Below are 23,873 nucleotides of genomic sequence, written 5' to 3'. Positions count from 1 at the left end.
AGCTTCGCATGGCGCCGGTCAGCGGAGCCGGCACGTGCCATCCCACCGACTCGCACAAGGCCCGACCCTCCGAGCGCCTTCGGTTCCGGGGATTCCACGCCCCGGCTGCGCTGGGTGAATTACGCTGCGTAGTCTGGGCGTTACGGAGATGCGCCGGGGTTCGGACGGTCAAGTCATGCAACGGAATTCGTGCTTCCCCGTGCCCCGGAGGTCGTTCCACGTCGTCCACACCGTCCGTCTGAGCCGCTCGGAGGGGAGCCAGTCGTATGCCGCAGCGTCGCGTCATCACCGGCCGCAGCCAGGAACCACGTCAGCGTTTCGCCGAGGAGTTGAGGACTCTGCGGGCGGGCAGCGGCACGAGCCTGCGGCAGCTCGGGGAACGGCTGGGCTGGGACTGGTCCCTGTTCGGCAAGATGGAGAAGGGCGAGACGCTGGGCAGCCCGGAAGTCGTCCAGGCCCTCGACACGCACTACGGCACGCCTGGACTGCTGCTCGCCCTCTGGGAGTTGGCGGCCGGGGACCATACGCAGTTCCGGGAGCGGTACCGGCGGTACATGGCGCTGGAGGCGGAGGCGGTGAGCCTGTGGCACTTCGCGGTGAGTGTTTTGCCGGGGCTGCTGCAGACGCCGGGGTACGCGCGGGAGGTGCTGGCCGCCGGTGGGTTGAAGGGGCAGGAACTGGAGCAGCAGGTCGAGGCCCGGATGGGGCGGCGGGAGTTGTTGGAGGGGGAGGACGCGCCGCCGTTCCGGACGATCCTGTCGGAGGCGGTGCTGCGGACGCCGTTGCGGGATGCGGGAGAGTGGCGGGGGCAACTGGAGTACCTGAGGGAAGTCACGGAGCGTCCGAACGTCACGGTCCAAGTGCTCCTGCAGAGCGCTGGGTTGCATGGTCTGCTGGGGGTGGACGTCTGGTACCTGCTCCTTCCGCACGGGAGAACCGTGGCGTATACGGAGAATGGTTACCGGGGCGAACTCATCGAGGAAGCCAGTACGGTTGTACGTCTGCAGAAGACGTACGATGCGGTGCGCGACCTGGCGCTCACCCCGACGGAGTCGCGCAAGGTCATCCTGCGGATGTTGGAGGAAGCGACGTGCGATCCAGCGACCTGAGTGCCGCATCTTGGCGTAAGAGCAGCTACAGCAACCAGGACGGTGGCGCCTGCGTCGAGGTCTCCGACGACCTCGACGCCGTCGTTCCGGTGCGGGACAGCAAGGTCCCACACGGGCCGGTGCTCGTGTTTCCGGCCGGTGGGTGGTCGTCCTTCGTGGCGGCCGTCAAGAGCGGCCGTCTGAGCGGCTGACCCGGCCGGCATCACGCTCGGCCGTGACGAAGGCGGCGGCCACGCGGGCGACGGCGTGGTCGTCGTCGTGGGCCAGTTGTCGCAGGACGTCCCGTACGGCGGGTCCCGGCAGCTCGACCAGGGCCTGGGTCAGGCGGATCCGCGTCGCGGTGTCCGCGGTGGGTGCGGCGAGTTCGCCGGCCAGCGCGGTGGTGATCCGGTCCGCGCACTCGGGGTCCTGGGACAGCGTGCCCAGGATCTCCGCCGCCTCGACGTCGTTGGAGCCCCCGACCACCATGTCGACCAGCGTCGGCACGGTCGCCGTCACGCCACGCCTGCCCAGCGCCAGGGCGGCGGGCCCGCGCACCGTCGGGTCCGGATCCCCGAGCGCGTCCGCGAGCAGCGCGGTCGCGCCCGGGGCGTCGGCCATCTCCGCGATCGCCAGCACCGCGCGTCGCCGGATGCCGACGTCGCCCGAGCGCGTGCCGGCGGCCAGTGCCGCCACGCCGTCGCCGCCCGCCCGGGCGAGCGCCCAGCGCAGGGCGCCCGCCACGTTGGGGTCGGCTTCGGCGAGGACCGCACCGGCCAGCAGTTCGGCGGGCGCCTGCGTACCCCCCGGCCGGGCCAGGACGGTCTGCTGCCTGCGCGCGGCACTGGTCGAGTTGAGCCCCTGCATGAGTTCGACGATGCGCAGGACGTCCTGCCAGCCGGTGGGTACCGACGCGTCGACGGCGCGGAGCCGCTCCAGCAGCTCCCGCTCCCGCGCCAACCGGTCCTCCGTCCACCGGATGAGGTCACCGATGAGGGCGGACGGCGTGAAGTCCGGGTCCTCCAGCGCTCGCCCGATCTGCTTGAGCGAGAGTCCGAGGGACCGCAGGCTCTCCACGTGGAAGATCCGGCGGACGTCCTCGTCCGTGTACTCGCGGTAGCCGCCGACGGTACGGCCCGTCGGCCGCACCAGGCCGAGGGCGTCGTAGTGCCGGAGCATGCGGGGGCTCACCCCGGAGTAGCGGGCCACCTCGCCGATCAGCAACGCCCGGTCTCCGCGATCTCCGTGTTCTCCGTGTTCTCCGTGGTCTCCGTGGTCTCCGTGGTCTCCGTGGCGGTGGCGGCGGTTCGTTCCGGGCCGAGTGCGACGGTTCGCCTCGCCTCGTGGACGGCCGCGTCGAAACCGGTCTCCGGGTTACGCCGGAGCAGCTCGGTGGCACGGGCGTGCGCGGACACCTCCGGGTCGGTGCTCGCCGCCGCCTTCTCCAGGGCGGGCCCGGTCACGTCGCCGAGGTCGGCGAGGGCCCGGCTCAGGCTCAGCCGCACACCGCGGTCGCCGCGGCCGAGCTGCCCGGCCAGTTCCTCGGCCAGGTCCTTCCTCTCGTCCTCGTCCCCGGGCACGAGGGCGACCGCGACGCGCCACGCGGTCCGCGCGACCTCGTCGTCGGCGTCGCGCAGCAGGTCGCGTGTGATCCAGGTCCAGGCCCTGCTGTCGCCGATCTTGGAGAGCGTGTGCAGCGCCTGGCTGCGTGCCTGAGCGCGCCCGGAGTCGAGTTCGCGGCGCATCCGGGGCAGGGTGATCTCCGGCGGGAGGCGGGTCAGCGCCCAGGACAGCATGTCCCGCACGAAGAAGTCCGGCTCGACCGCGCACCGCTCGACGAGCGTCCCCAGGAAACCGGGGTGCGGGTCCGAGCCGGCCGCCAGGGCCGCCTGGAGCCGGACCGACGGGTCCCCGGCGCTCAGGGCGTCGGCCACGCGGGCGTTCTGCGGGGTTCCGTTTCTCGGGTTGATCGAAACCACCTCCTGCGATTCAGGGGACACCCTGTCACCGTGTCAAGGTCAAGCCGTGACCGGGACTTCCCCTTGATCGTGGACGCCTGGAGACCGCACCTGGCTCCGGTCCGTTGCGTCGACGGCACCCTCACCATCCAGCCGGGTTCTGCCACCACCTCACCGGTGTCGGAGCGGGCCCGGAGAAGGCAGGTGCTGGTGTTCCGGTCGCCGCTGCGGGGCGGTCGGCACGGCGAGCACCATGGTCAGGCCGCCGCCGGGCGTGTCTTCGGCGGTGAGCGTGCCGCCGATGGCCTCGGCGAAGCCGCGCGCGACGGCCAGGCCGAGGCCGACACCGAGACCGCGGGGCGAGTCGCCGTACCGCTGGAAGGCTTCGAAGATGCGGTCCTTCGCCTCGTCCGGGACCCCGGGGCCGCGGTCGACGACCCGTACCTCGACCCGGTCGGCGAGGGCGCTCGCCGACACCAGGACCTTTTCGCCCTCCGGGCTGTACTTGACGGCGTTCTCGACGACGTTGGCGACGGCTCGCTCCAGCAGGCCCCGGTCGACGTGGACCATGGGCAGCGTCTCGGGGATGTCGAGTTCCACGCCCGCCTCGGGCACGCCGCCGAGCGCCATGGGCACGACCTCGTCGAGGTCGGTCTCGCGGATGATGGGGGTCACCGTGCCCGTCTGCAGGCGGGACATGTCCAGCAGGTTGCCGACCAGGTGGTCGAGCCGGTCGGCGCCTTCCTCGATGGCCTCCAGCAGCTCCGCCCGGTCCTGTTCGGACCACTCGACGTCGTCGGAGCGCAGGGAGGACACGGCGGCCTTGATGCCGGCGAGCGGGGTGCGCAGGTCGTGGCTGACGGCGGCGAGCAGGGCGGTGCGGATGCGGTTGCCCTCGGCCAGTTCCTTGGCCCGGTCGGCCTCCAGCTGCAGGCGCCGGCGTTCCAGGACGACGGCGGCCTGCGCGGCGAACGCGGCCAGTACCCGGCGGTCGGCGGCGGGCAGCACCCGGCCGCGCAGGGACAGTGACATGTGGTCGCTGACGGGGACGTCGACGTCCCCGTCCTCCGGGATCTTCGCCGGCCGGGGGCCCACGCTGCCGGCGCGGGTCCAGGCGGCGGTCTCGCCGGTCCGCTCCAGCAGGGCCACCGATTCCATGCCGAAGGTCTCGCGAACCCGTTCCAGCAGTGCCTCCAGCGTGGTCTCGCCGCGCAGGACGTGTCCGGCGAGGAAGGAGAGGATCTCCGACTCGGCTCGCAGGCGCGCGGCCAGATGGGTACGGCGGGCGGCGAGGTCCACCACCGACGCCACCGACACGGCGACCCCGACGAAGATCGCGATGGCGAGGATGTTCTGCGGGTCGGCGATCGTCAGGGTGTGCGTGGGCGGGGTGAAGTACCAGTTGATCAGCAAGGATCCGGCCATCGCCGAGGCCAGCGCCGGGAGGAGCCCGCCCAGCAGGGCCGCCGCCACCGTCAGGGTCAGGAACAGCAGCATGTCGTTGGCGAGGCCGATGTCCGAAGCGGCGCCGATGAGGAGCCCGGTGAGCAGGGCGGGGCCGAGCAGACCGACGAGCCAGCCGCAGATGACCCGGGACCGTCCCAGGCGCGCTCCGCGCGCCGTCGGCAGTCCGCGGCCCTTGCCCGCCGCGTCGTGCGTGATGAGATGGACGTCGAGATCGGGGCCGGACTCGCGGGCGACCGTGGCGCCGACTCCGGGGCCGAAGACGTACTGCCAGTTCTTGCGCCGGGAGACACCCAGCATGATCTGGGTGGCGTTGGCGCCCCGGGCGAAGTCGAGCAGGGCGGCCGGGATGTCGTCGCCCACGACGTGGTGGAAGGTGCCGCCGAGGTCCTCGACCAGGGTGCGCTGGAGGGCCAGTTCCTCCGGGGATGCGGCGGTGAGGCCGTCGCTGCGGGAGATGTAGACGGCCATGAGCTCGCCGCCGGCGCCCTTCTCCGCCAGCCGTGCGGCCCGCCGGACCAGGGTGCGGCCCTCGGGGCCTCCGGTCAGGCCGACCACGATCCGCTCGCGCGAGCCCCAGATGGTCGTGACGTGGTGTTCGCTGCGGTACTCCTTCAGGTACTCGTCGACCCGGTCGGCCACCCACAGCAGGGCGAGTTCCCGCAGCGCGGTCAGGTTCCCGGGCCGGAAGTAGTTGGACAGCGCCGCGTCGACCTTGTCCGGCCGGTAGATGTTGCCGTGCGCCATGCGGCGCCGCAGCGCCTCCGGTGACATGTCGACCAGCTCGATCTGGTCGGCCCGGCGTACGACCTCGTCGGGGACGGTCTCCCGCTGCCGCACCCCGGTGATCGATTCCACCACGTCGCCGAGCGACTCCAGGTGCTGGATGTTGACGGTGGCGACGACGTCGATGCCGGCGGCGAGCAGTTCCTCCACGTCCTGCCAGCGCTTGGTGTTGCGCGAGCCGGGGACGTTGGTGTGGGCGAGTTCGTCGACCAGGGCGACGGCGGGGGCACGCCGCAGGACGGCGTCGAGGTCCATCTCGGTGAAGACGCTTCCCCGGTACTCGATCTCCCGGCGCGGCACCTGTTCCAGGCCGTGCAGCATCACTTCGGTGCGTGGCCGGTGATAGTGCTCGACGAAGGCGACCACGCAGTCGGTGCCCCGCTCGACGCGGCGGTGTGCCTCCGACAGCATGGCGTAGGTCTTGCCGACCCCGGGGGCCGCGCCGAGGTAGATCCGTAGCTTGCCGCGCGCCATGTCAGCCCTCGAAGCGATAGCCCATGCCGGGCTCGGTGATCAGGTAGCGGGGGTGGGAGGGGTCCGTCTCCAGTTTGCGGCGCAACTGGGCCATGTAGACGCGCAGATAGTTGGTCTTGTTGCTCTGGGGGAAGCCCCACACCTCCTGGAGGAGGTACTGCTGCGTGATCAGCCGGCCCGGATTGGTCACCAGGATCTCCAGCAGGTGCCACTCGGTGGGGGTCAGGCGCACGTCCCGCCCGTCCCGGACGACCTTCTTGGCGAGCAGGTCGATGTGGAAGTCCTCCGTCTGGACCAGGGCCGTCTCCGGAGTGACCGGCGCGTCCTCGGTCCGGCGGACGGCGGCCCGCAGCCGGGCCAGCAGTTCGTCCATGCTGAACGGCTTGGTGACGTAGTCGTCGGCCCCGGCGTCCAGCGCGGCCACCTTCTCGTCGGACGCCTGCCGGGCGGACAGGACCAGGATCGGCACCCGGCTCCAGCCCCGCAGGCCCTTGATGACGTCGACGCCGTCCATGTCGGGCAGGCCGAGGTCGAGCAGGATCACGTCGGGCTGACGCGCGGCGGCGAGCCGGAGTGCGGTGGCCCCGTCGGGGGCGGCGTCCACGCCGTAGTGACGTGCCTGCAGGTTGATGACGAGGGCCCGGACGAGCTGCGGGTCGTCCTCCACCACGAGCACCCGGGTCATGGCTGTGCCTTTCCTGTCGTACGTCGTGCCGTCCTCGCTCCGAGCACGGCAACCGGCTCCATGGCGGCGGGAGCCGACGGAACCGGCAGACCTTCCGGGGCCGTCGGCTGCCGTGCGGACGCCCGAGGCCCTCAGTGCCTCGACACGAGGTCCTCCAGCGCGATGTTGAGTTCCAGGACGTTCACCCGGGGCTCGCCGATGAAGCCCAGGGTACGGCCCGTGATGTGGTCCCTGACCAGCTTCTCCACCCGTGCGGCGGACAGACCGTTGCGCGCGGCGACGCGGTGGACCTGGAGTTCGGCGTAGGCCGGGGAGATGTCCGGGTCGAGGCCGGAGCCCGACGATGTGACGGCGTCGGCGGGGACGTCCGACGCCTTGACGGTGTGTCCGGGCACGGAGTTGTCCCGGACGACCGCGGCCTTGGCGTCCCGCACCTGCTCGACGAGGGTGCTGTCATCGGCGGACAGGTTGGTGGCACCGGACAGCAGCAGCCTGTACCGCGTGTTGACGCTGTTGGTGCCGAGCCCGTTCGCCGGGCGGCCCTGGAACCATCTGAGGTCCGGGTCCGGGGTGTCCTGGCCCTTCTTCGGCGGCAGGTCGTACGGCTGCCCGATCAGGGACGATCCGACGGCCCTGCCGTCCGCCTCGGCCGGGGAGCCGTTGGCCTGGCCGTGGAACAGCCCTTGGGCGACACCGGTGACGACCAGCGGGTAGAGGACGCCGGTGACCAGCGTCAGCGCGAGCAGGGCGCGCAGGCCCGCCCCGAGCAACCGGGCGGTGTTGGCGACGGAGTTGTTCATTTCGATCAGCCGATTCCGGGGACGAGGGAGACGAGCAGGTCGATGATCTTGATGCCGATGAAGGGCGCGATCAGTCCGCCGATGCCGTAGAGGACGAGGTTGCGGCGCAGCATCCGGTCCGCGCTCACCGGCCGGTAGCGCACGCCCTTCAGGGAGAGCGGCACCAGCGCGACGATGATCAGCGCGTTGAAGACGACGGCCGACAGGATCGCGGAGTCCGGCGAGGACAGCTGCATGATGTTCAGCTTGTCCAGTCCCGGGTGGACCGCCGCGAACAGGGCCGGGATGATCGCGAAGTACTTCGCCACGTCGTTGGCGATGGAGAACGTCGTCAGCGCGCCGCGGGTGATGAGGAGCTGCTTGCCGATCTCGACGATCTCTATGAGCTTGGTCGGGTCGGAGTCGAGGTCGACCATGTTGCCGGCCTCCTTGGCGGCCGACGTACCGGTGTTCATCGCCACGCCGACGTCCGCCTGGGCCAGGGCCGGCGCGTCGTTGGTGCCGTCACCGGTCATCGCGACCAGCCTGCCGCCCGCCTGCTCCCGCCGGATGAGGGCCATCTTGTCCTCGGGCGTGGCCTCCGCGAGGAAGTCGTCCACGCCCGCCTCCTCGGCGATCGCCTTCGCGGTCAGCGGGTTGTCGCCGGTGATCATCACGGTCCTGATGCCCATGCGGCGCAGTTCCTCGAACCGCTCGCGCATGCCGTGCTTGACGACGTCCTTGAGGTGGACGACGCCGAGCACGCGCGCGCCCTTGTCGTCGTGGACGGCGACCAGCAGCGGGGTGCCACCGGCCTCGGAGATGCGGTCGGCCGTGCCGTCCGCGTCCTCGGCGACCGTTCCGCCCTGCTCCTCGACCCAGGCGATGACCGAGGCGGCGGCGCCCTTGCGGACCCTGCGGCCGTCGACGTCCACACCCGACATGCGCGTCTGAGCGGTGAACCCGATCCATTCCGCGTGCGCCAGCTCGCCCTGATGGCGCTCGCGCAGCCCGTACTTCTCCTTGGCCAGGACGACGACGGAGCGGCCCTCGGGCGTCTCGTCCGCGAGGGACGACAGCTGGGCCGCGTCGGCGACCTCTGCCTCGGTGGTGCCCTTCACCGGGACGAACTCGGCGGCCTGCCGGTTGCCGAAGGTGATGGTGCCGGTCTTGTCCAGCAGCAGCGTGGAGACGTCACCGGCGGCCTCGACCGCCCGGCCGGACATCGCCAGCACGTTGCGCTGCACCAGGCGGTCCATGCCCGCGATGCCGATCGCGGACAGCAGGGCGCCGATCGTGGTCGGGATCAGGCAGACCAGCAGTGCCACCAGCACGACCATCGTCAGGTGCGTGCCGGCCTGGTCGGCGAGCGGCGGCAGGGTGGCGCAGGCCAGCAGGAAGACGATGGTCAGCGAGGCCAGCAGGATGTTCAGCGCGATCTCGTTCGGCGTCTTCTGCCGGGCGGCGCCCTCGACCAGGTTGATCATCCGGTCGATGAAGGTCTCGCCCGGCCTTGTCGTGATCCTGATGACGATCCGGTCGGACAGCACCTTCGTGCCACCGGTCACCGCGGACCGGTCACCGCCGGACTCGCGGATGACCGGGGCGGACTCGCCGGTGATCGCCGACTCGTCCACCGAGGCGACGCCCTCGACGACGTCACCGTCACCCGGGATGACGTCCCCGGCCTCGCAGACCACCAGGTCGCCGATGGCCAGCGCGGTGCCGGGGACCTGCTCCTCCGAGGTGCCGCCGGTGAGCAGCCGACGTGCGACGGTGTCGGTCTTGGCCTGGCGCAGGGTGTCGGCCTGGGCCTTGCCCCGGCCCTCGGCGACCGCCTCCGCCAGGTTGGCGAAGACGACGGTGAGCCACAGCCAGGCGCTGATGGTCCAGCCGAACCAGTCGCCCGGGTGCTGGAAGGAGAAGACCGTGGTCAGCACGGAGCCGATCCACACCACGAACATCACGGGGGACTTGACCATCACCCGCGGGTCGAGCTTGCGGAAGGCTTCCGGCAGCGACCTGAGCAGCGCCCCGGGGTCGAAGAGGCCGGCCCCGACACGGCCCTCGGCGGGCCTGCGCCCGGTGGGTGCGCCCTGATGGGGCGCAAGGGTGGGAGTGGACATCGCGTCCTCGTGGCCTTCCGTTCGCATCGTCATGACGCCAGCCCTTCGGCCAGCGGGCCCAGCGCGAGGGCCGGGAAGTACGTCAGACCGGTGATGATCAGGATGGCGCCGACGAGCAGACCGGTGAACAGCGGTTTCTCGGTGCGCAGCGTGCCCGCGGTCACCGGGACCGGCCGCTGTCCGGCGAGCGAGCCGGCCAGCGCGAGGACGAACACCATCGGCAGGAAGCGGCCGAGCAGCATCGCCAGCCCGGTGGTCGTGTTGAACCAGTCGGTGTTCGCGTTCAGGCCGGCGAAGGCCGAGCCGTTGTTGTTCGCGGCGGACGTGAACGCGTACAGCACCTCCGACAATCCGTGCGCACCGGAGTTGAGCATCGAGTGCGGCGGGGTCGGCAGGGCGATGGAGGCCGCCGTGAGGACCAGCACCAGGGCGGGGGTGACGAGGATGTAGCAGGCGGCGAGCTTCATCTCACGGGCGCCGATCTTCTTGCCCAGGTACTCGGGCGTGCGGCCCACCATCAGACCGGCGATGAACACCGCGATCACCGCCATGATCAGCATGCCGTAGAGGCCGGATCCGGTGCCGCCGGGCGCGATCTCGCCCAGCATCATGCCCAGCATGGCGATCCCGCCGCCGAGGCCGGTGAAGGACGAGTGGGCGGAGTCCACCGCACCGGTCGACGTCAACGTCGTCGACACCGCGAAGATCGACGAGCCGCCCACGCCGAAGCGGACCTCCTTGCCCTCCATCGCGGCGCCCGCCGCCTGCAGCGCCGGGCCGTGGTGGGCGAACTCCGTCCACATCATCAGCGCGACGAAGCCCAGCCAGATGGTGGACATCGTGGCGAGGATCGCGTAGCCCTGTTTCACGCTGCCGACCATCACGCCGAAGGTGCGGGTCAGCGAGAACGGGATCACCAGGATCAGGAAGACCTCGAAGAGATTGGTGAAGGGCGTCGGGTTCTCGAACGGGTGAGCGGAGTTGGCGTTGAAGTAGCCGCCGCCGTTGGTTCCCAGCTCCTTGATGGCCTCCTGCGAGGCGACCGCACCGCCGCGCCACTCCTGCGCGCCGCCCATGAACCGGCCGACCTCGTGGATCCCGGAGAAGTTCTGGATGACACCACAGGCGACCAGGACCACCGCGGCGACCACCGCGCCCGGCACCAGGATCCGCAGCGTGCCGCGCACCAGGTCGGACCAGAAGTTGCCCAGCTCGCCCGTGCGGGAGCGGGCGAATCCGCGCACCAGTGCCACCGCGACGGCCATGCCCACGGCGGCGGAGACGAAGTTCTGCACGGCCAGACCGGCGGTCTGCACGACGTGCCCCATGGTCTGCTCGCCGGCGTAGGACTGCCAGTTGGTGTTGGTCACGAAGGACACGGCCGTGTTGAACGACTGCGCCGGTCCGACCGAGGAGAAGCCGAGCGAGCCGGGCAGGACGCCCTGGAGACGCTGCAGCAGGTAGAGGAAGAGGACGCCGACGGCCGAGAAGGCGAGGACACCGCGCAGATAGGCGGACCAGGTCATCTGCGTGTCGGGATCGGCGCCGATGGCCCGGTAGATCCAGCGCTCGACGCGCAGGTGCCGCGTCGAGGAGTAGACCCGGGCGAAGTAGGCGCCGAGGGGGGCGTGGACCAGCGCCAGCGCGCCCACGAGGGCGAGCAGCTGGAGCACGCCGGCGAATGCGGGACCCATGTCGGCGCTCAGAACCTCTCCGGGAAGAGCAGGGCGAGGACGAGATATCCCAGCAGGGCGACGGCCACGGCCAGGCCGACGGTGTTCTCGGCGGTCACAGCTTCGTCACCCCCTTGGCGACGAGAGCCACCAGCGCGAAACCGGCGAGCACGGTGACGACGAAGGCCAGATCGGCCATCGCGGACTCCTGGAATGAGGTTCGGACGGAACGGACAGTCAGAGAAAACCTCCTTCGCGGCCGGGGCAGGAGGTCCGTTGACGGCCCTCTTACGGCGGGTCCCGGGATTTTGACGGAGGTCTTACGCCGCCTGCCCCGCGGCGGCGCTCAGGGTCGTCGCGGTGGTGAGCCGCGTCACATCGGCCGGCGAGCGGAGCCGGCGGATCACCGCGTCCGCCGCCCGCCGCACGGCGGGCACTCCGCGCGCGCTCCCCGGGTGGGCTCCGGCGCCGGACGCATGACGTGACGCTGTGCTCTCTCCCGGTCCGGCGGCCGACCGGAAAGTCCACCTACGAAGCTGCGGCGCGAACCGCGAGGACCTCACCTTCTGCCCCGTGACGGGCAGGCACCCGGCGATTCCCTAACGGTTTCCTAGCGCCCGCCGGGCATCCTGCTGTGGGCTTGTGCGTCACTCTCTGCTTACGCTGGTGCGGCCGTCCGCGTGATGGCCGAAACTCACCGTTGAGCCGTACGCCAGGAGAGCACCCCGATGGTCACCACCGGACATCCGCCGTCCAGCCGTCTGCGGACGTGGATGCTGGAGGGGCTGTCGGACATGGGCCGGCAGGGCGGCCACACCGGCCCGCACGCCGTACCCGAGCCCCCGCACAAGGGCCAGCGCTGGTGGCGGGTGATGTGCCTGACCGGTGTCGACTACTTCTCCACCCTCGGCTACCAGCCGGGCATCGCGGCCCTGGCCGCCGGTCTGCTGTCGCCGATCGCCACCGTCGTGCTGGTCGTCGTCACGCTGGCCGGCGCCCTGCCGGTCTACCGCCGGGTGGCGAAGGAGAGCCCGCACGGCGAGGGCTCCATCGCGATGCTGGAGCGGCTGCTGTCGTTCTGGAAGGGCAAGCTGTTCGTCCTGACCCTGCTGGGCTTCGCCGCCACCGACTTCCTGATCACCATCACTCTCTCGGCGGCGGACGCGTCGACCCACCTGGTGGAGAACCCGCACCTCACCAGCGCGCTCCAAGGCCACCAGATGCTCATCACCCTCTTCATGGTGGCCCTCCTCGGTGCGGTGTTCCTCAAGGGCTTCCTGGAGGCGATCGGCGTCGCGGTCGCCCTGGTCGGCATCTACCTCGCGCTCAACCTGGTCGTCGTGATCACCGGCCTGTGGCACGTCCTCACCGCCGCGCACCTGGTCACCGACTGGACCAGCGCCCTGACCGCGCAGCACGGCAACGTCTTCGTCATGATCGGTCTGGCCCTGATCATCTTCCCGAAGCTCGCCCTGGGCCTGTCCGGCTTCGAGACCGGCGTCGCCGTCATGCCGCACGTCCGGGGCGACGACAGCGACACCGAGGAGCACCCCGCGGGCCGCATCCGCGACGCGAGGAAGCTGCTCACCACCGCCGCGCTGATCATGAGCGCCTTTCTGATCGCCACCAGCTTCATCACCACGGTGCTGATCCCGGCGAAGGAGTTCAAGGCGGGCGGCCAGGCCAACGGACGCGCGCTCGCCTACCTCGCGCACGAATACCTCGGCAGCGCCTTCGGTACGGTCTACGACGTCTCCACGATCGCCATCCTGTGGTTCGCGGGCGCCTCCGCGATGGCCGGCCTGCTCAACCTGATGCCGCGCTACCTGCCCCGCTACGGCATGGCCCCGCACTGGGCGCGCGCCGTCCGCCCCATGGTCATCGTCTTCACCCTCACCGCCTTCCTGGTCACCTGGATCTTCGACGCCAACGTCGACAAACAGGGCAGCGCCTACGCCACCGGCGTGCTGGTGCTGATCAGCTCCGCCGCCATCGCGGTGACCATCGCCGCGCGCAAGGCCGGACAGCACGGCTGGACCGTCGCGTTCGGCGTGATCTCCGTGGTGTTCCTCTACACGACCGTCGTCAACGTCCTCGAACGCCCGGACGGCGTCAAGATCGGTGCCTGCTTCATCGCGGGCATCATGCTGGTCTCACTGCTGTCCAGGCTGGCCCGCGCCTTCGAGCTGCGCGTGACCGGCGTGACGCTCGACCCGATGGCGGAACGTTTCATCCGCGACATGGCCCACCGCCGTCTCCGCTTCATCGCCAACGAGCCCGGCCATCGCGACAAGGCCGAGTACCGCGACAAGATCGAGCAGATCCGGGCGGACAACGACATGCCGGAGCGGGACGACTTCGTCTTCGTGGAGGTCACGGTCACCGATCCGTCCGAATTCGAGGCGGGCCTGACCGTCCACGGCGAAGTGCTGCACGACCGCTACCGTGTGCTGACCCTGCACTCCGCCTCCATCCCCAACGCCCTCGCCGCTCTGCTCCTGCACGCCAGGGACCTCACCGGCTGCATCCCGCACATCTACTTCGAGTGGACCGAGGGCAGCCCGTTCGCCAACTTCCTGCGCTTCTTCCTCTTCGGCCAGGGCGAGGTGGCCCCGGTCACCCGCGAGGTGCTGCGGGAAGCGGAACCGGACCCCGCCCAGCGCCCTCGCGTCCACACCGGCTGAGGACCGGCTCCGGCGGAGGCGTCAGGATCCCGTCAGGATTCAGCCTCACGGTGCCAGGTCTCCGTAAGCAGCGGTCGCCGGTCCGGCACAGCCGCCCAGCGTCGGGAGCATGCGCCGGAGCGGACCCTCAAGCCCCGTCGGCGACCGGCACTGGCGTGGCAGCGCCCGGCTCGCCGGAAGCTGCGCCCTGACGTTCTGCGGCCTGAGCCTCCTGGTGGACCGGGCAGCGGGAAGCCTGACGCTTCCCCGCGCTCTGCTCCGGGTGACCCTGTCCGTGGCGGTGGGCGCCGTACTGCTCCCCCAGCGGGTGAGTGCGGGCCCCGGCCGGCCGGCCGCACGCACCCCCTGTCGCCGATACGTCGTCCGCACGGACGCCCTGGCCGCCGCACGGCGATGCGACGGCGTCCGCTCCTGCCTGGTGCTGCGGGACATCCACGGCCACCGGCTGGAACTCGATCCCCGGATCCTGGCAGCCAACCCCCTGCTCTGGCACGAGTTCGACACAGGGGTCCGCCGCTCCCTGGAGCGCGGGACGCTGCGCACGGGCGCCGGCCTCCTCGACCGGCTGGGCCACCGTATCGACGAGGAGTCGGCGCGGGCGGTGTTCCGGGAATCGGGCCTTTTCACGGCAGGCACGAGCTGTACGCCACCGTCGCCGCCCACGGGCTGACCCCAGGCGGCCGCGACCGCGCGCCCCGCACCGGCCCCCGCCGCGCTCGCCCGCGGTCACCGGTTCGTGGAACCGCCCCCACACCTTGAGCACAAATTACCCACAACCCTCTCTCCATAACGGCCCCGATGGTCTAGATTGACCATGCTTCTCCTGATCGAACACGAGGCGACCCGTAATGATCTAGGTCCGGCGCTGCGGAGGGGCCGGCATTCGCGTCCCCGGCGCCAGGCGTGGGGGTGATCGATTCTTGGAGCCCTGGAAGGGCCTCGGGTGCGGGGAACACCCGCGGTTCCGACGGGCTCCGTGCACCTGAAGGGCCTGGCGGACCGGCAAGTCCGCTGCCGCCAGGGCCAGTTGTCCAAGCAGCTCCGAAAACGCCGGGATGTCGTCCGAGGAAAGGGGCGGGGCCTCCCGGGGGGAGGACAGCACGGTGCCGGGGGGCGACGGCCTCCCGGGGCGAGGAACAGTGTGGGACGAACACGTCGAATCACTGTGGACCTGGGGGGGTTCTGTGCGGCAAGGGGGACAAGTCAGCCCGTTTCCGCCGGCGCGAGGGCGTCTGGGGGGCGGAACGATCGGCCGGCCCGCGATCGACTGGGAGCAGCGGTACCGCCACGCCGTGATCACCAGCGACACCGTGGCAACGGCCGCCGTGGTGACGGCGATCGGCGACTTCTTCGGGGCCCGGGACGCGGCCAACTGGCACGAGAAGTGGGGAATCCTCGCCTTCGGCACCGAACTGCTGGTGCTGGGGGCCCTCGCGGTGAGCCGGTCGTGGGCTCCGGCCGTGCTCGGCCAGGGGGCCGAGGAATTCCGCCGGCTCGGCCGCTCCCTGTTCACGGCGACCGTCGTACTCGCGCTCGGCGGGATCGCCCTCACCTCGCGCAACATCAAGCTCTGGATCTTCGTCGCGGTCCCCGCGATCGCGCTCGTCACCATGTCCGCGCGGTACCTGCTCCGCCTGTGGCTGCACAAGCAGCGCAAGGAGGGAAGGTGCCTGAGACCGGTGCTCGCCGCCGGGAGCCCGGCCACCGTGCGGGACCTGATCACCCGGACCCGCAAGTTCCCGCACCTCGGCTGGCGGGTGGACGCGGTGTGCACACCGGACGGACGCGGACTCGACGGTGACCAGCTGGACGGAGTGCCGGTCGTGGGCCGGCTGTCCGACGTCGCCAAGCACGTCCGCCACGACGGCTACCGCGTCGTCGCGGTCACACCGGACGCGCACTGGTCACCGGACCGGCTGCGGCGGCTGGCCTGGAACCTCGAAGGCAGCGATGCCGAGATGGTCGTGGCCCCGGTGCTGATGGAGGTGGCCGGCCCGCGGCTGCACGTCGACGCGGTGCTCGGGATCCCGCTGCTGCGGGTCAGCATGCCGACCTTCAGCGGGGGCCGCCGGGCGATCAAGGAGGTCGTCGACCGGGTGGGCGCCGCGGTCCTGCTGGTGCTCCTCGCGCCGCTGATGGTGCTCGTCGGGCTGCTCGTGCTGGCGGACAGCCGGGGTGGGGCGTTCTACCGCCAGCGCAGGGTCGGCAAGGACGGCCGGGAGTTCACCATGGTCAAGTTCCGCACCATGGTCGTCGGGGCCCACGAGGCACGGGCCGGACTGGCCGACCGCGACGAGGGCGCGGGCCCGCTGTTCAAGGTCCGCCGGGATCCGCGGGTGACCCGCGTGGGAGCGGTGCTGCGCCGGTACTCGCTCGACGAGCTCCCGCAGCTCTTCAACGTGCTCACCGGATCGATGTCGCTCGTCGGACCGCGGCCTCCGCTGCCGGAGGAATCGGCCGCGTACGGCCCGGACATCCGGCGGCGGCTGCTGGTCAAGCCCGGGCTCACCGGCCTGTGGCAGATCAGCGGACGCAGCGACCTGCCGTGGGACGAGGCGGTCCGCCTCGACCTGCGGTACGTCGAGGACTGGTCGCTCGCCCTGGACACGGTGATCTTGTGGAAGACACTGCGTGCCGTGCTCCACGGGCAGGGGGCGTACTGATGCGCGCGGGTCGCCCGGCCGGCGCGCGGACCGCAGGCCGCAGGGGCCTGCCTGGGGGGAGAGACGGAGCATGAGAGTCAGCGTTTTCGGGCTCGGCTACGTGGGCTGCGTGTCAGCCGCCTGCCTGGCCAGCATGGGGCACGAGGTCATCGGGGTGGACGTCAACCAGGTGAAGGTCGACCTGGTCAACGACGGCAAGGCCCCGGTGGTCGAGGAGCGGATCGGCGAACTCATCGACGAGGTCGTGCGGACCGGAGCACTGCGCGCCACCGGCGACGTCCGCGAGGCGATCATGGGCAGTGAGGTGTCGCTGGTCTGCGTGGGCACGCCGTCGGAGCCCAACGGCAGTCTGTGCACGACGTACTTGGAGCGGGTCACCGAGCAGATCGGCGCCGCGCTGGCCGAGCGGGGCGGGCGGCAGACCGTCGTGTTCCGCAGCACCATGCTTCCGGGCACCTGCCTGAACCTGCTGGTGCCGATCCTGGAGAAGCACACCGGCGGCACGGCGGGGGTGGACTTCGGAGTCGCGGTCAACCCCGAGTTCCTGCGCGAGGGCACGAGCGTGCGGGACTTCTTCGACCCGCCCAAGACCGTCATCGGCGAACTCGACCGGGCGAGCGGCGACGCGGTGACGGCCCTGTACCACGGCTTGCCCGGCGAGGTGTTCCGGGTGCCGGTGCCGACCGCCGAGGCGGTCAAGTACGCGGACAACGCCTTCCACGGCCTCAAGATCGGCTTCGCGAACGAGCTGGGCGCGGTGTGCCAGGCGCTCGGCGTGGACTCGCACCAGGTGATGGACGTGTTCCTGGCCGACCGCAAACTGAACATCAGCCCCGCCTACCTGCGGCCCGGCTTCGCCTTCGGCGGCTCCTGCCTGCCCAAGGACCTGCGCAGCCTGGTCCACGCGGCGCGGCGGGCCGACGTCTCGGTGCCCATCCTCTCCCACGTGCTGGCCTCCAACGCCGACCATCTGCAGCGCGCGGTGGACATGGTCGAACGCACCGGCAAGCGCCGGGTGGGCCTGTTCGGGCTGTCCTTCAAACCCGGCACCGACGACCTGCGCGAAAGTCCGCTGGTCGAACTGGCGGAGCGGCTCTTCGGCAAGGGCTACGACATCAAGATCTACGACGCCCATGTGAGTCTCTCCCGGCTGCTCGGCGCGAACCGCGAGTACATCGAGAACCGGCTGCCGCATCTCGCGCAGCTGCTCGCGGACTCCGTCGACGAGGTGCTCGAACACGCCGAGGTGTGCCTGGTCGGGACCAGGGATCCGGCAGTGCTGTCGTCCCTGCCCCATGCGGACGGACCACTGATCGTCGACCTCGTCCGCCTCCCCGACGCCGAGGCGCGCCGGGCCGAACCGAGGTACATGGGCCTTGCCTGGTGACGCGACCGGCGGCGACGGCGCGGGCCGGCGTGCGCTGATCCTGGTGGAGAACCTGTCCGTGCCGTTCGACCGGCGGGTGTGGCAGGAGTGCACGACGCTGCGCGACGCGGGCTGGGACGTGCACGTCATCTGCCCCCGGGGGGAGAAGCGGGACACGGAGCCGGAGGCGGTGATCGACGGGGTGCGGATCCACCGCTACCCGTTGCGCGCGGCGACCGGAGGGCCGGCCGGCTACCTGCGGGAATACGGATCGGCGTTGTGGCACACGGTCCGGCTGGCCCGCAAGGTCGGCCCGGTCGACGTGGTCCACGCCTGCAACCCGCCCGACCTGCTGTTCCTGCCGGCACTGTGGCTGAAGCGGCGCGGCGCGCGGTTCGTCTTCGACCAGCACGACCTGGTACCCGAGCTGTACCTCTCCCGGTTCGACCGCGGCGAGGACCTGCTCTACCGCGCCGTGTGCGCGCTGGAACGGCGGACCTACCGGGCCGCGGACATCGTGCTCGCCACCAACGAGAGCTACCGGGACGTCGCGCTGCGCCGTGGCGGCCGGCGGCCGGAGGACGTCTTCGTGGTGCGCAGCGCCCCCGCCGTCGACCGGTTCCGGCCGGTGCCGCCGGAGCCGGAGTTGAAGCGCGGCAAGCCTCATCTGCTGTGCTACCTCGGGGTGATGGGCCCGCAGGACGGCGTCGACTACGCCTTGCGGGCCCTCGCGAAGCTGCGCGACGAACTCGGACGGACCGACTGGCACGCGGTGTTCGTCGGCGCGGGCGACGCCTACGACGCGATGGTGGAGCTGTCCGGGCGGCTCGGCCTCGGCGAGCAGGTGCAGTTCACCGGGCGCGTTCCGGACGCCGACCTGGTGCGCTACCTGAGCACCGCGGACGTGTGCCTGTCTCCCGACCCGCGCAATCCGCTGAACGACGTGTCCACCATGAACAAGGTCCTGGAGTACATGGCGATGGGACGGCCGATCGTCTCGTTCGACCTCCGGGAGGCGCGCGTCTCCGCCGGGGACGCCGCCGTCTACGCGCCCGCCGACGACGAGTCCGCGTTCGCCCGGCTCATCGCGCTGCTCCTCGACGATCCGGAGGAGCGGGCCCGGATGGGCAAGACCGGCCAGGAGCGGATCAGCGGCCCGCTCTCCTGGCGGAATTCGCAAGCGTCGCTGCTCGCCGCCTACGCCGCTGCCTGCCGGGACCGTGCCCCGGTGTCGGCCCGTGGACCGGTCCGCAAGGGGAAGAGGCCGCTTCATTGAACGATGACACGATCCGCCTGGTCACGATCGGACGGATTCTGAGCCGGCGGTGGCGGCTCCTCGCCGTACTCGCCGTGCTGGGCGCGCTCGCCGGCTACGGCACCTCGGTGCTGGTGTTTCCGCCGCGGTACACGGCGTCGGCGTCGGTGCTGCTGCCGGGGCTGTGGGAGGAGCGCGAACTGCTGACCCAGGTGGACATCGCGACCAGTTCGACGGTGGTCGACCGCGCGGCCGCCACGCTCGGCTGGAAGGGCGTCAGCGGCGTCGATCTGCGGGACCGGGTGAGCGCCGAGGCCTCCGACGGGAACATCATCAAGATCTCGGGTACGGCCGACACCCCGCAGCGCGCGCAGCGGCTCTCCGACCAGGTGGCCCAGCAGTTCGTCACCTTCGCCACGCGGATCGCCGACGGCTCCACCGCCCCCGAGGCGGCCACCGGGAGCGAGGCGCTGCGGAAGCAGGTGGCGGAGACCGACCGCCGCATCACCGACCTGGCCGACGCGGCCGATCCGGGGCGGACCGTGGAGAGCGTGCAGGCCCGCACCGAGCTGGAGAAACTGCGCACCGCGCTGCAGGACGCCGTGAAGAAGCTGGACGAGGCCGACCCGGCGACCGACAAGGCCGGCATGGTCGTCATGGGGCCGGCGGCCCGGCCGACGGGCGAGGCGCCACCGACCAGGGCGCAGCTCATCGCCGCCGGTGCGCTGGTGTTCTTCCTGCTCACGGTCATCGGCCATCTCGTCGCCGCACGGACGAGCCGCCGCCTGCGCGCCGAACCGGAGATCGCCGCGGCGCTGGGCTCGGCGTTCCTCGGCGCCGTCGACGTGCCCGGTGGACGGCGCGCGCACCGGCCGGAGCACCCCGGCCCACGGGCCCGGATCCGCCGGCTCCTCGGCGTCGACACCCGGTGGGACGCACCGGCCCCGCAGTGGTCCGGCGAGGCCGACAGGCGGATCCGCTACCGACGGGTGTGCGCCCGGCTCCGGGACGGGCTGCCGGCCCCCCGCCGGCTGCTGGTCGTCGTACCGGAAGGCGACGAGGTCGCCCGCCGGGCCGCCGGGCAGCTCGCCGCCGAGGCCGGGAGCGATCCGCTGCTGCGGGTGGTGGGGGTTTCGGTGGACCGGCCGATCGTGCCGGACCGCGAAACGGAGTCCGGTGCCCTGGTCGTCCTCAGCGCGGGCAGCTGGACCGCGGCGCAGCTCGCCGGCATCGCCGAGGCGTGCGCGGACGGCGGGCACGAGATCGTCGGCACCGTCGTCGCCGGCCCGGTCCGCACCCGTCCGACGCGGGCGGCCGGCCGTCCTTCGGACGAGGCCGCCATGGCGTTCGCGGTCCACGGCCCCACGACGGGAGGTTCGGTGTGACGACGAGTACGACCTCTCGGCCGCCGGCCGCCGCTCCGCTCATCGACCTGCAGGCGCTGGTGGTCGCGGTCCGCAGGCGTCGCCGTCTGTGGGGCACCCTGGCGCTGCTCGGACTGGTGATCGGCGCGGCGGTGGCGGTCCTGCTGCCGCCGCCGCCGTCCGCGGTGGCCAAGGTGCTGGTCGCGCACCAGGAGGACCAGCCGAACGACACCGGAACGCTGATCCGCACCGACGTCCAGCTGCTGCAGACCACACAGATCGCCGGCCGGGCCCTGCGGTCCCTGAAGTCCCCGGAAAAGCCGGAGGACTTCATGAAGGAGTACCGGGGCACCGGACTGTCCAACAACGTGCTCCGGATCGACGTGACGGGTGACACCGACGCGGAAGCCGTGGCCCGGGCCCGGGCACTGGCCGACGCGTTCGTCGCGGACCATGCGCAGCGGATACAGGACATCGCCGACGCCGAGGCCAAGGGCCTGCTCGACCAGCGGGACCGCCTGCGGAAGCAGCTCGCCGAGGTCAACACGGAGATCGGTGGCCGATCGGCGGACAGCGACCCCGAAGCGGCGGCGAGCCTGGAGTCGCTCTTCGCCCGCCGGGCCGACCTCACTTCGCGGATCGCCGACTTCGGCCAGCGCGCCGAGGAGGCGCGCATCGGCGCTCCCCGGCTCATCGCCGCCACACAGATCGTGGACGCCCCGCGCGCGGTGCGGCACTCCCTGCCCAGGGCCGCCGTCACCGACGCCGTGATCGGGCTCGTCCTCGGGCTCTTCCTCGGGCTCGCGCTGGCCGCGGTGGGCGTGGTGGTCGCCGACCGCCCCGTGCTGCGCCGGGACATCGCCGCGCACCTCGGCGCCTCGGTGATCGCGGAGCTGCCCCGCCGTCCGGGCAGGCGGTGGCAGCGCCGGCGGACCCGGGTGGCCCGCGAACGGCTCACCGCGACGCTGGCCCGCACCGTGCACGGCTCCGCGGAACCGCTGTCGCTGCTGGAACTGGGCTGTGCGCGCGGCACCGGCCTGATCGCCCTGGGCCTCGCCCGGGCGCTGGCGGCGGAGGGGCCGGTGGTCGTCGTCGACGATCTGCCCGGCTCGCGGCTCGCGGACCGCCGGAAGCCAGGAGACCCCACCGTGGTCCGCGGTGAACGTGCCGCGGCCGGGCCGGGCCGGGAGCGCCGGATCGGCGTCGGCTCGGTGGCGCCCGGCACGGCGTGGACGGACCTGCGGTACCTCGGCACCCGGACGGTGCTCGTCGTGCGGGCCGGGCACGGCAGCGCCGCGTGGCTGCACACCGTGGCGCGGCAGCTCGCGGACCAGCGCATACCGGTGATCGGTGTGGTGCTGATCGACCCCGATCCGCGCGACCGGACCGACGGCACGCTCTGGGACGGGCTGGGCACCGCGCTGCGCGGCCGGAGCGAGCGGCCGGCCCGGCCGAACGGTGGGGGTGCCTCCCACGCCGTTCCGGCGGTGGCGGAGGGCCGGCGGCCCACGGAGCGGCAGCCGATGCGGGCCGCGCGGGTCCCGGACGACGACCAGGAGGTGCGGTAGGACATGTGTGGCATCGCAGGCACGTACCGCTGGCCGGACGGAAAGGTCCTGACCGACCGCCTCACCGACACCCTCGCCCACCGCGGCCCGGACGGCACGGGCCGCTACGGTCACCCCGTCGGTGACGGCGAGGTGCAGCTCGGGCACCGTCGGCTGTCCGTCATCGACCTGTCGGAGACCGGCGCCCAGCCGATGGTCTCCGACGGCCTCGCCCTGACGTACAACGGCGAGCTGTACAACGCGCCGGAGCTGCGTGCCGAGCTGGCAGCCGCCGGGGTGCGGTTCCGCGGTACCTCCGACACCGAGGTGCTCCTCCAGGCCTGGCGGCGCTGGGGCACGGACTGCCTGCCCCGGCTGCGCGGCATGTTCGCGTTCGGCGTCTTCGACGAGCGGACCGGTGACCTGGTGCTCGCCCGCGACCAGCTCGGCATCAAGCCGCTGTTCCTGCTCCGGCGCGGCGGGGGCCTGGTGTTCGCCTCCGAGCTCAAGGCGCTCGCCGCCGCGACCGGCGGGACGCTGCGGGTGGACCATGCGGCGCTGGTGGCCTCACTGCTGTACTACTGGGTGCCGGACTCGCGCTGCGCCTACCGCGAAGCGGAGAAGCTCCCGCCGGGGAGCTGGCTGAGGTGCCGGCCCGACGGCCGGGTGGAGCGCGGCCGGTTCTGGAACCTGAGGGACGTCGCCGCCGAGGGCCGGGAGCGGGCCCGGAGCGGCGAACTGCCGGACCTGGCCGCCGTCGTCGAGGAGTCGACCCGGCGTCACCTGCTCTCCGACGTGCCCGTGGCGACCTTCCTCTCCGGCGGCCTCGACTCCAGTTACCTGACCGCGCTGGCGGCCCGCCGCCGACCCGGGATCTCCGCCTACACGATCGGCTTCCGCGCCGAGGACGCCAGGTTCGAGGCGATGCCGGACGACCTGCGCTACGCCCGGCAGGTGGCCGAACGGTTCGGCGTCGACCTGCACGAGATCGAGATCGCCCCGAACGTGCTCGACCTGCTGCCGCGGATGACGTACCACCTGGACGAGCCGATCGGCGACCCCGCAGCGATCAACACGTACCTGATCTGCTCGGCCGCCCGGGAGGCCGGGGTCAAGGTGATGCTCTCGGGGATGGGTGCCGACGAGCTGTTCGCCGGGTACCGCAAGCACCTGGCCAACCTGCTCGCGCTGCGCTACCAGCGTGTCCCGCGGCCGCTGCGCCGCGCGGTGTCCGGGGCCGTGGAGAGGCTGCCGGTCGCCACGTCCCGCCGGGGGTACCGGTCGGTGCGCTTCGCGAAGCGGTTCCTGTCCTTCGCCGAGCTGCCGGAGGAGACCGCGTTCCGGCGCAGCTACACCATGTACGACCAGGACGAGTTGCTCGCCCTTCTCCATCCGGACCTGGCCGGGACGGTCGAGGAGGTGCTGACCGAACACGCGGACGTCTACCGGGACAACGACCTCGACGACTTCGTCAACCGCATGTGCCTGACCGATGCCCGGATGTTCCTGCCGGGCCTGAACCTCGCGTACACGGACCGCTCCAGCATGGCCGCCTCGACCGAGGTGCGGGTGCCGTACGTGGACGTCGAGGTGGTCAGGGCGGCGTTCGCCGTGCCCGGCGACCGCAAGATCGTCGGACGGCAGGGCAAGGCCGTGCTGAAGGAGGCGGCCGCCTCGGTCCTGCCCCGGGAGATCGTCCACCGGCCCAAGGGCCTGTTCAGCGCTCCGCTGCGGGCCTGGATGAGCCGGGATCTGGCACCGCTGGTGCGCGAGGTGGTGCACGACGGCGCGCTCGTCGGCTCCGGGCTGCTGCGCCGGGACGCGCTCGCCCGCATGGTCGCCGAGGACGCCGCCGGACAGCGGGACTTCTCCAAGCATCTGTGGCATGTGCTGACCCTCGAGTACTGGTACCGCGAGGCGACCCCCGGGCCCGGCCGGGGTGCTCACCCGGCGGCGTGAAG

General features: G+C 71.7%; 18 protein-coding genes. 10 read left to right on the top strand and 8 right to left on the bottom strand.

Annotated elements, in window-relative coordinates; genetic code table 11:
• Positions 1 to 266 precede the first annotated feature (266 nt).
• The gene (locus VKA29_RS11445; protein WP_324785259.1) at positions 267 to 1,109 is read left to right on the top strand and encodes a helix-turn-helix transcriptional regulator; all 843 of its coding nucleotides are present in this window, start codon (positions 267 to 269) and stop codon (positions 1,107 to 1,109) included.
• Positions 1,091 to 1,300, top strand: coding sequence for a DUF397 domain-containing protein (locus VKA29_RS11440; RefSeq protein ID WP_324785258.1), 210 nt, complete (start codon positions 1,091 to 1,093; stop codon positions 1,298 to 1,300). Before VKA29_RS11445 ends, VKA29_RS11440 begins: the two co-directional genes overlap by 19 nt.
• Here the strand turns inward: VKA29_RS11440 and VKA29_RS11435 are convergent.
• The 8 genes from VKA29_RS11435 to kdpF form a co-directional block, all read right to left on the bottom strand.
• A complete protein-coding gene (locus VKA29_RS11435) occupies positions 1,275 to 2,312 on the bottom strand; it encodes a MerR family transcriptional regulator (protein ID WP_324785257.1) in 1,038 nt (345 codons plus the stop codon). The genes VKA29_RS11440 and VKA29_RS11435 overlap by 26 nt on opposite strands.
• Entirely contained in the window at positions 2,306 to 3,088 is a 783-nt protein-coding gene (locus tag VKA29_RS11430; RefSeq protein WP_420718470.1) for a HEAT repeat domain-containing protein, read from the bottom strand. Before VKA29_RS11430 ends, VKA29_RS11435 begins: the two co-directional genes overlap by 7 nt.
• A gap of 129 nt (positions 3,089 to 3,217) precedes the next feature.
• Entirely contained in the window at positions 3,218 to 5,770 is a 2,553-nt protein-coding gene (locus VKA29_RS11425; RefSeq protein ID WP_324785256.1) for a sensor histidine kinase KdpD, read from the bottom strand.
• 1 nt (position 5,771) lies between these two features.
• Positions 5,772 to 6,455 carry a response regulator transcription factor gene (locus VKA29_RS11420; RefSeq protein ID WP_324785254.1) on the bottom strand — a complete coding sequence of 228 codons (684 nt, stop codon included), beginning with the start codon at positions 6,453 to 6,455 and terminating at the stop codon, positions 5,772 to 5,774.
• A gap of 131 nt (positions 6,456 to 6,586) precedes the next feature.
• Positions 6,587 to 7,255, bottom strand: a complete 669-nt coding sequence (locus VKA29_RS11415) for a potassium-transporting ATPase subunit C (protein WP_324785253.1) — start codon at positions 7,253 to 7,255, stop codon at positions 6,587 to 6,589.
• Between the two features lie 5 nt (positions 7,256 to 7,260).
• Positions 7,261 to 9,393: a potassium-transporting ATPase subunit KdpB gene (kdpB, locus tag VKA29_RS11410; protein WP_420718469.1), complete on the bottom strand. Its 2,133-nt coding sequence runs from the start codon at positions 9,391 to 9,393 to the stop codon at positions 7,261 to 7,263.
• Positions 9,390 to 11,054 carry a potassium-transporting ATPase subunit KdpA gene (gene kdpA, locus VKA29_RS11405; RefSeq protein ID WP_324785252.1) on the bottom strand — a complete coding sequence of 555 codons (1,665 nt, stop codon included), beginning with the start codon at positions 11,052 to 11,054 and terminating at the stop codon, positions 9,390 to 9,392. The genes kdpB and kdpA overlap by 4 nt, the downstream gene beginning before the upstream one ends.
• An 8-nt stretch (positions 11,055 to 11,062) precedes the next feature.
• On the bottom strand, positions 11,063 to 11,152 hold the full coding sequence (gene kdpF / locus VKA29_RS11400) for a K(+)-transporting ATPase subunit F (protein ID WP_324785251.1): 90 nt from the start codon (positions 11,150 to 11,152) through the stop codon (positions 11,063 to 11,065).
• Between the two features lie 609 nt (positions 11,153 to 11,761).
• Here kdpF and VKA29_RS11395 point away from each other — a divergent pair.
• From VKA29_RS11395 to asnB, 8 genes are all read left to right on the top strand, one after another.
• Positions 11,762 to 13,717, top strand: a complete 1,956-nt coding sequence (locus tag VKA29_RS11395) for an amino acid transporter (RefSeq protein WP_324785250.1) — start codon at positions 11,762 to 11,764, stop codon at positions 13,715 to 13,717.
• A gap of 109 nt (positions 13,718 to 13,826) precedes the next feature.
• The gene (locus VKA29_RS11390) at positions 13,827 to 14,387 is read left to right on the top strand and encodes a hypothetical protein (RefSeq protein WP_324785248.1); all 561 of its coding nucleotides are present in this window, start codon (positions 13,827 to 13,829) and stop codon (positions 14,385 to 14,387) included.
• A gap of 514 nt (positions 14,388 to 14,901) precedes the next feature.
• Complete coding sequence (locus VKA29_RS11385) at positions 14,902 to 16,380, top strand: sugar transferase (RefSeq protein WP_324785247.1); 1,479 nt, start codon at positions 14,902 to 14,904, stop codon at positions 16,378 to 16,380.
• Between the two features lie 70 nt (positions 16,381 to 16,450).
• Positions 16,451 to 17,767, top strand: a complete 1,317-nt coding sequence (locus tag VKA29_RS11380) for a nucleotide sugar dehydrogenase (protein ID WP_324785246.1) — start codon at positions 16,451 to 16,453, stop codon at positions 17,765 to 17,767.
• The gene (locus tag VKA29_RS11375) at positions 17,757 to 19,022 is read left to right on the top strand and encodes a glycosyltransferase family 4 protein (protein WP_324785244.1); all 1,266 of its coding nucleotides are present in this window, start codon (positions 17,757 to 17,759) and stop codon (positions 19,020 to 19,022) included. Before VKA29_RS11380 ends, VKA29_RS11375 begins: the two co-directional genes overlap by 11 nt.
• Positions 19,019 to 20,386: a Wzz/FepE/Etk N-terminal domain-containing protein gene (locus VKA29_RS11370; protein WP_324785243.1), complete on the top strand. Its 1,368-nt coding sequence runs from the start codon at positions 19,019 to 19,021 to the stop codon at positions 20,384 to 20,386. The genes VKA29_RS11375 and VKA29_RS11370 overlap by 4 nt, the downstream gene beginning before the upstream one ends.
• Positions 20,383 to 21,933, top strand: coding sequence for a Wzz/FepE/Etk N-terminal domain-containing protein (locus VKA29_RS11365; RefSeq protein WP_324785241.1), 1,551 nt, complete (start codon positions 20,383 to 20,385; stop codon positions 21,931 to 21,933). Before VKA29_RS11370 ends, VKA29_RS11365 begins: the two co-directional genes overlap by 4 nt.
• A 3-nt stretch (positions 21,934 to 21,936) precedes the next feature.
• On the top strand, positions 21,937 to 23,871 hold the full coding sequence (gene asnB, locus VKA29_RS11360) for an asparagine synthase (glutamine-hydrolyzing) (RefSeq protein WP_324785240.1): 1,935 nt from the start codon (positions 21,937 to 21,939) through the stop codon (positions 23,869 to 23,871).
• Positions 23,872 to 23,873: the final 2 nt, after the last annotated feature.

It is taken from the genome of Streptomyces sp. H51 (assembly GCF_035656535.1).
GTDB lineage: Bacteria > Actinomycetota > Actinomycetes > Streptomycetales > Streptomycetaceae > Streptomyces.
The sequence above is the reverse complement of the archived record's forward strand: the minus strand, read 5'-3'. Positions and strand labels throughout refer to the sequence as shown.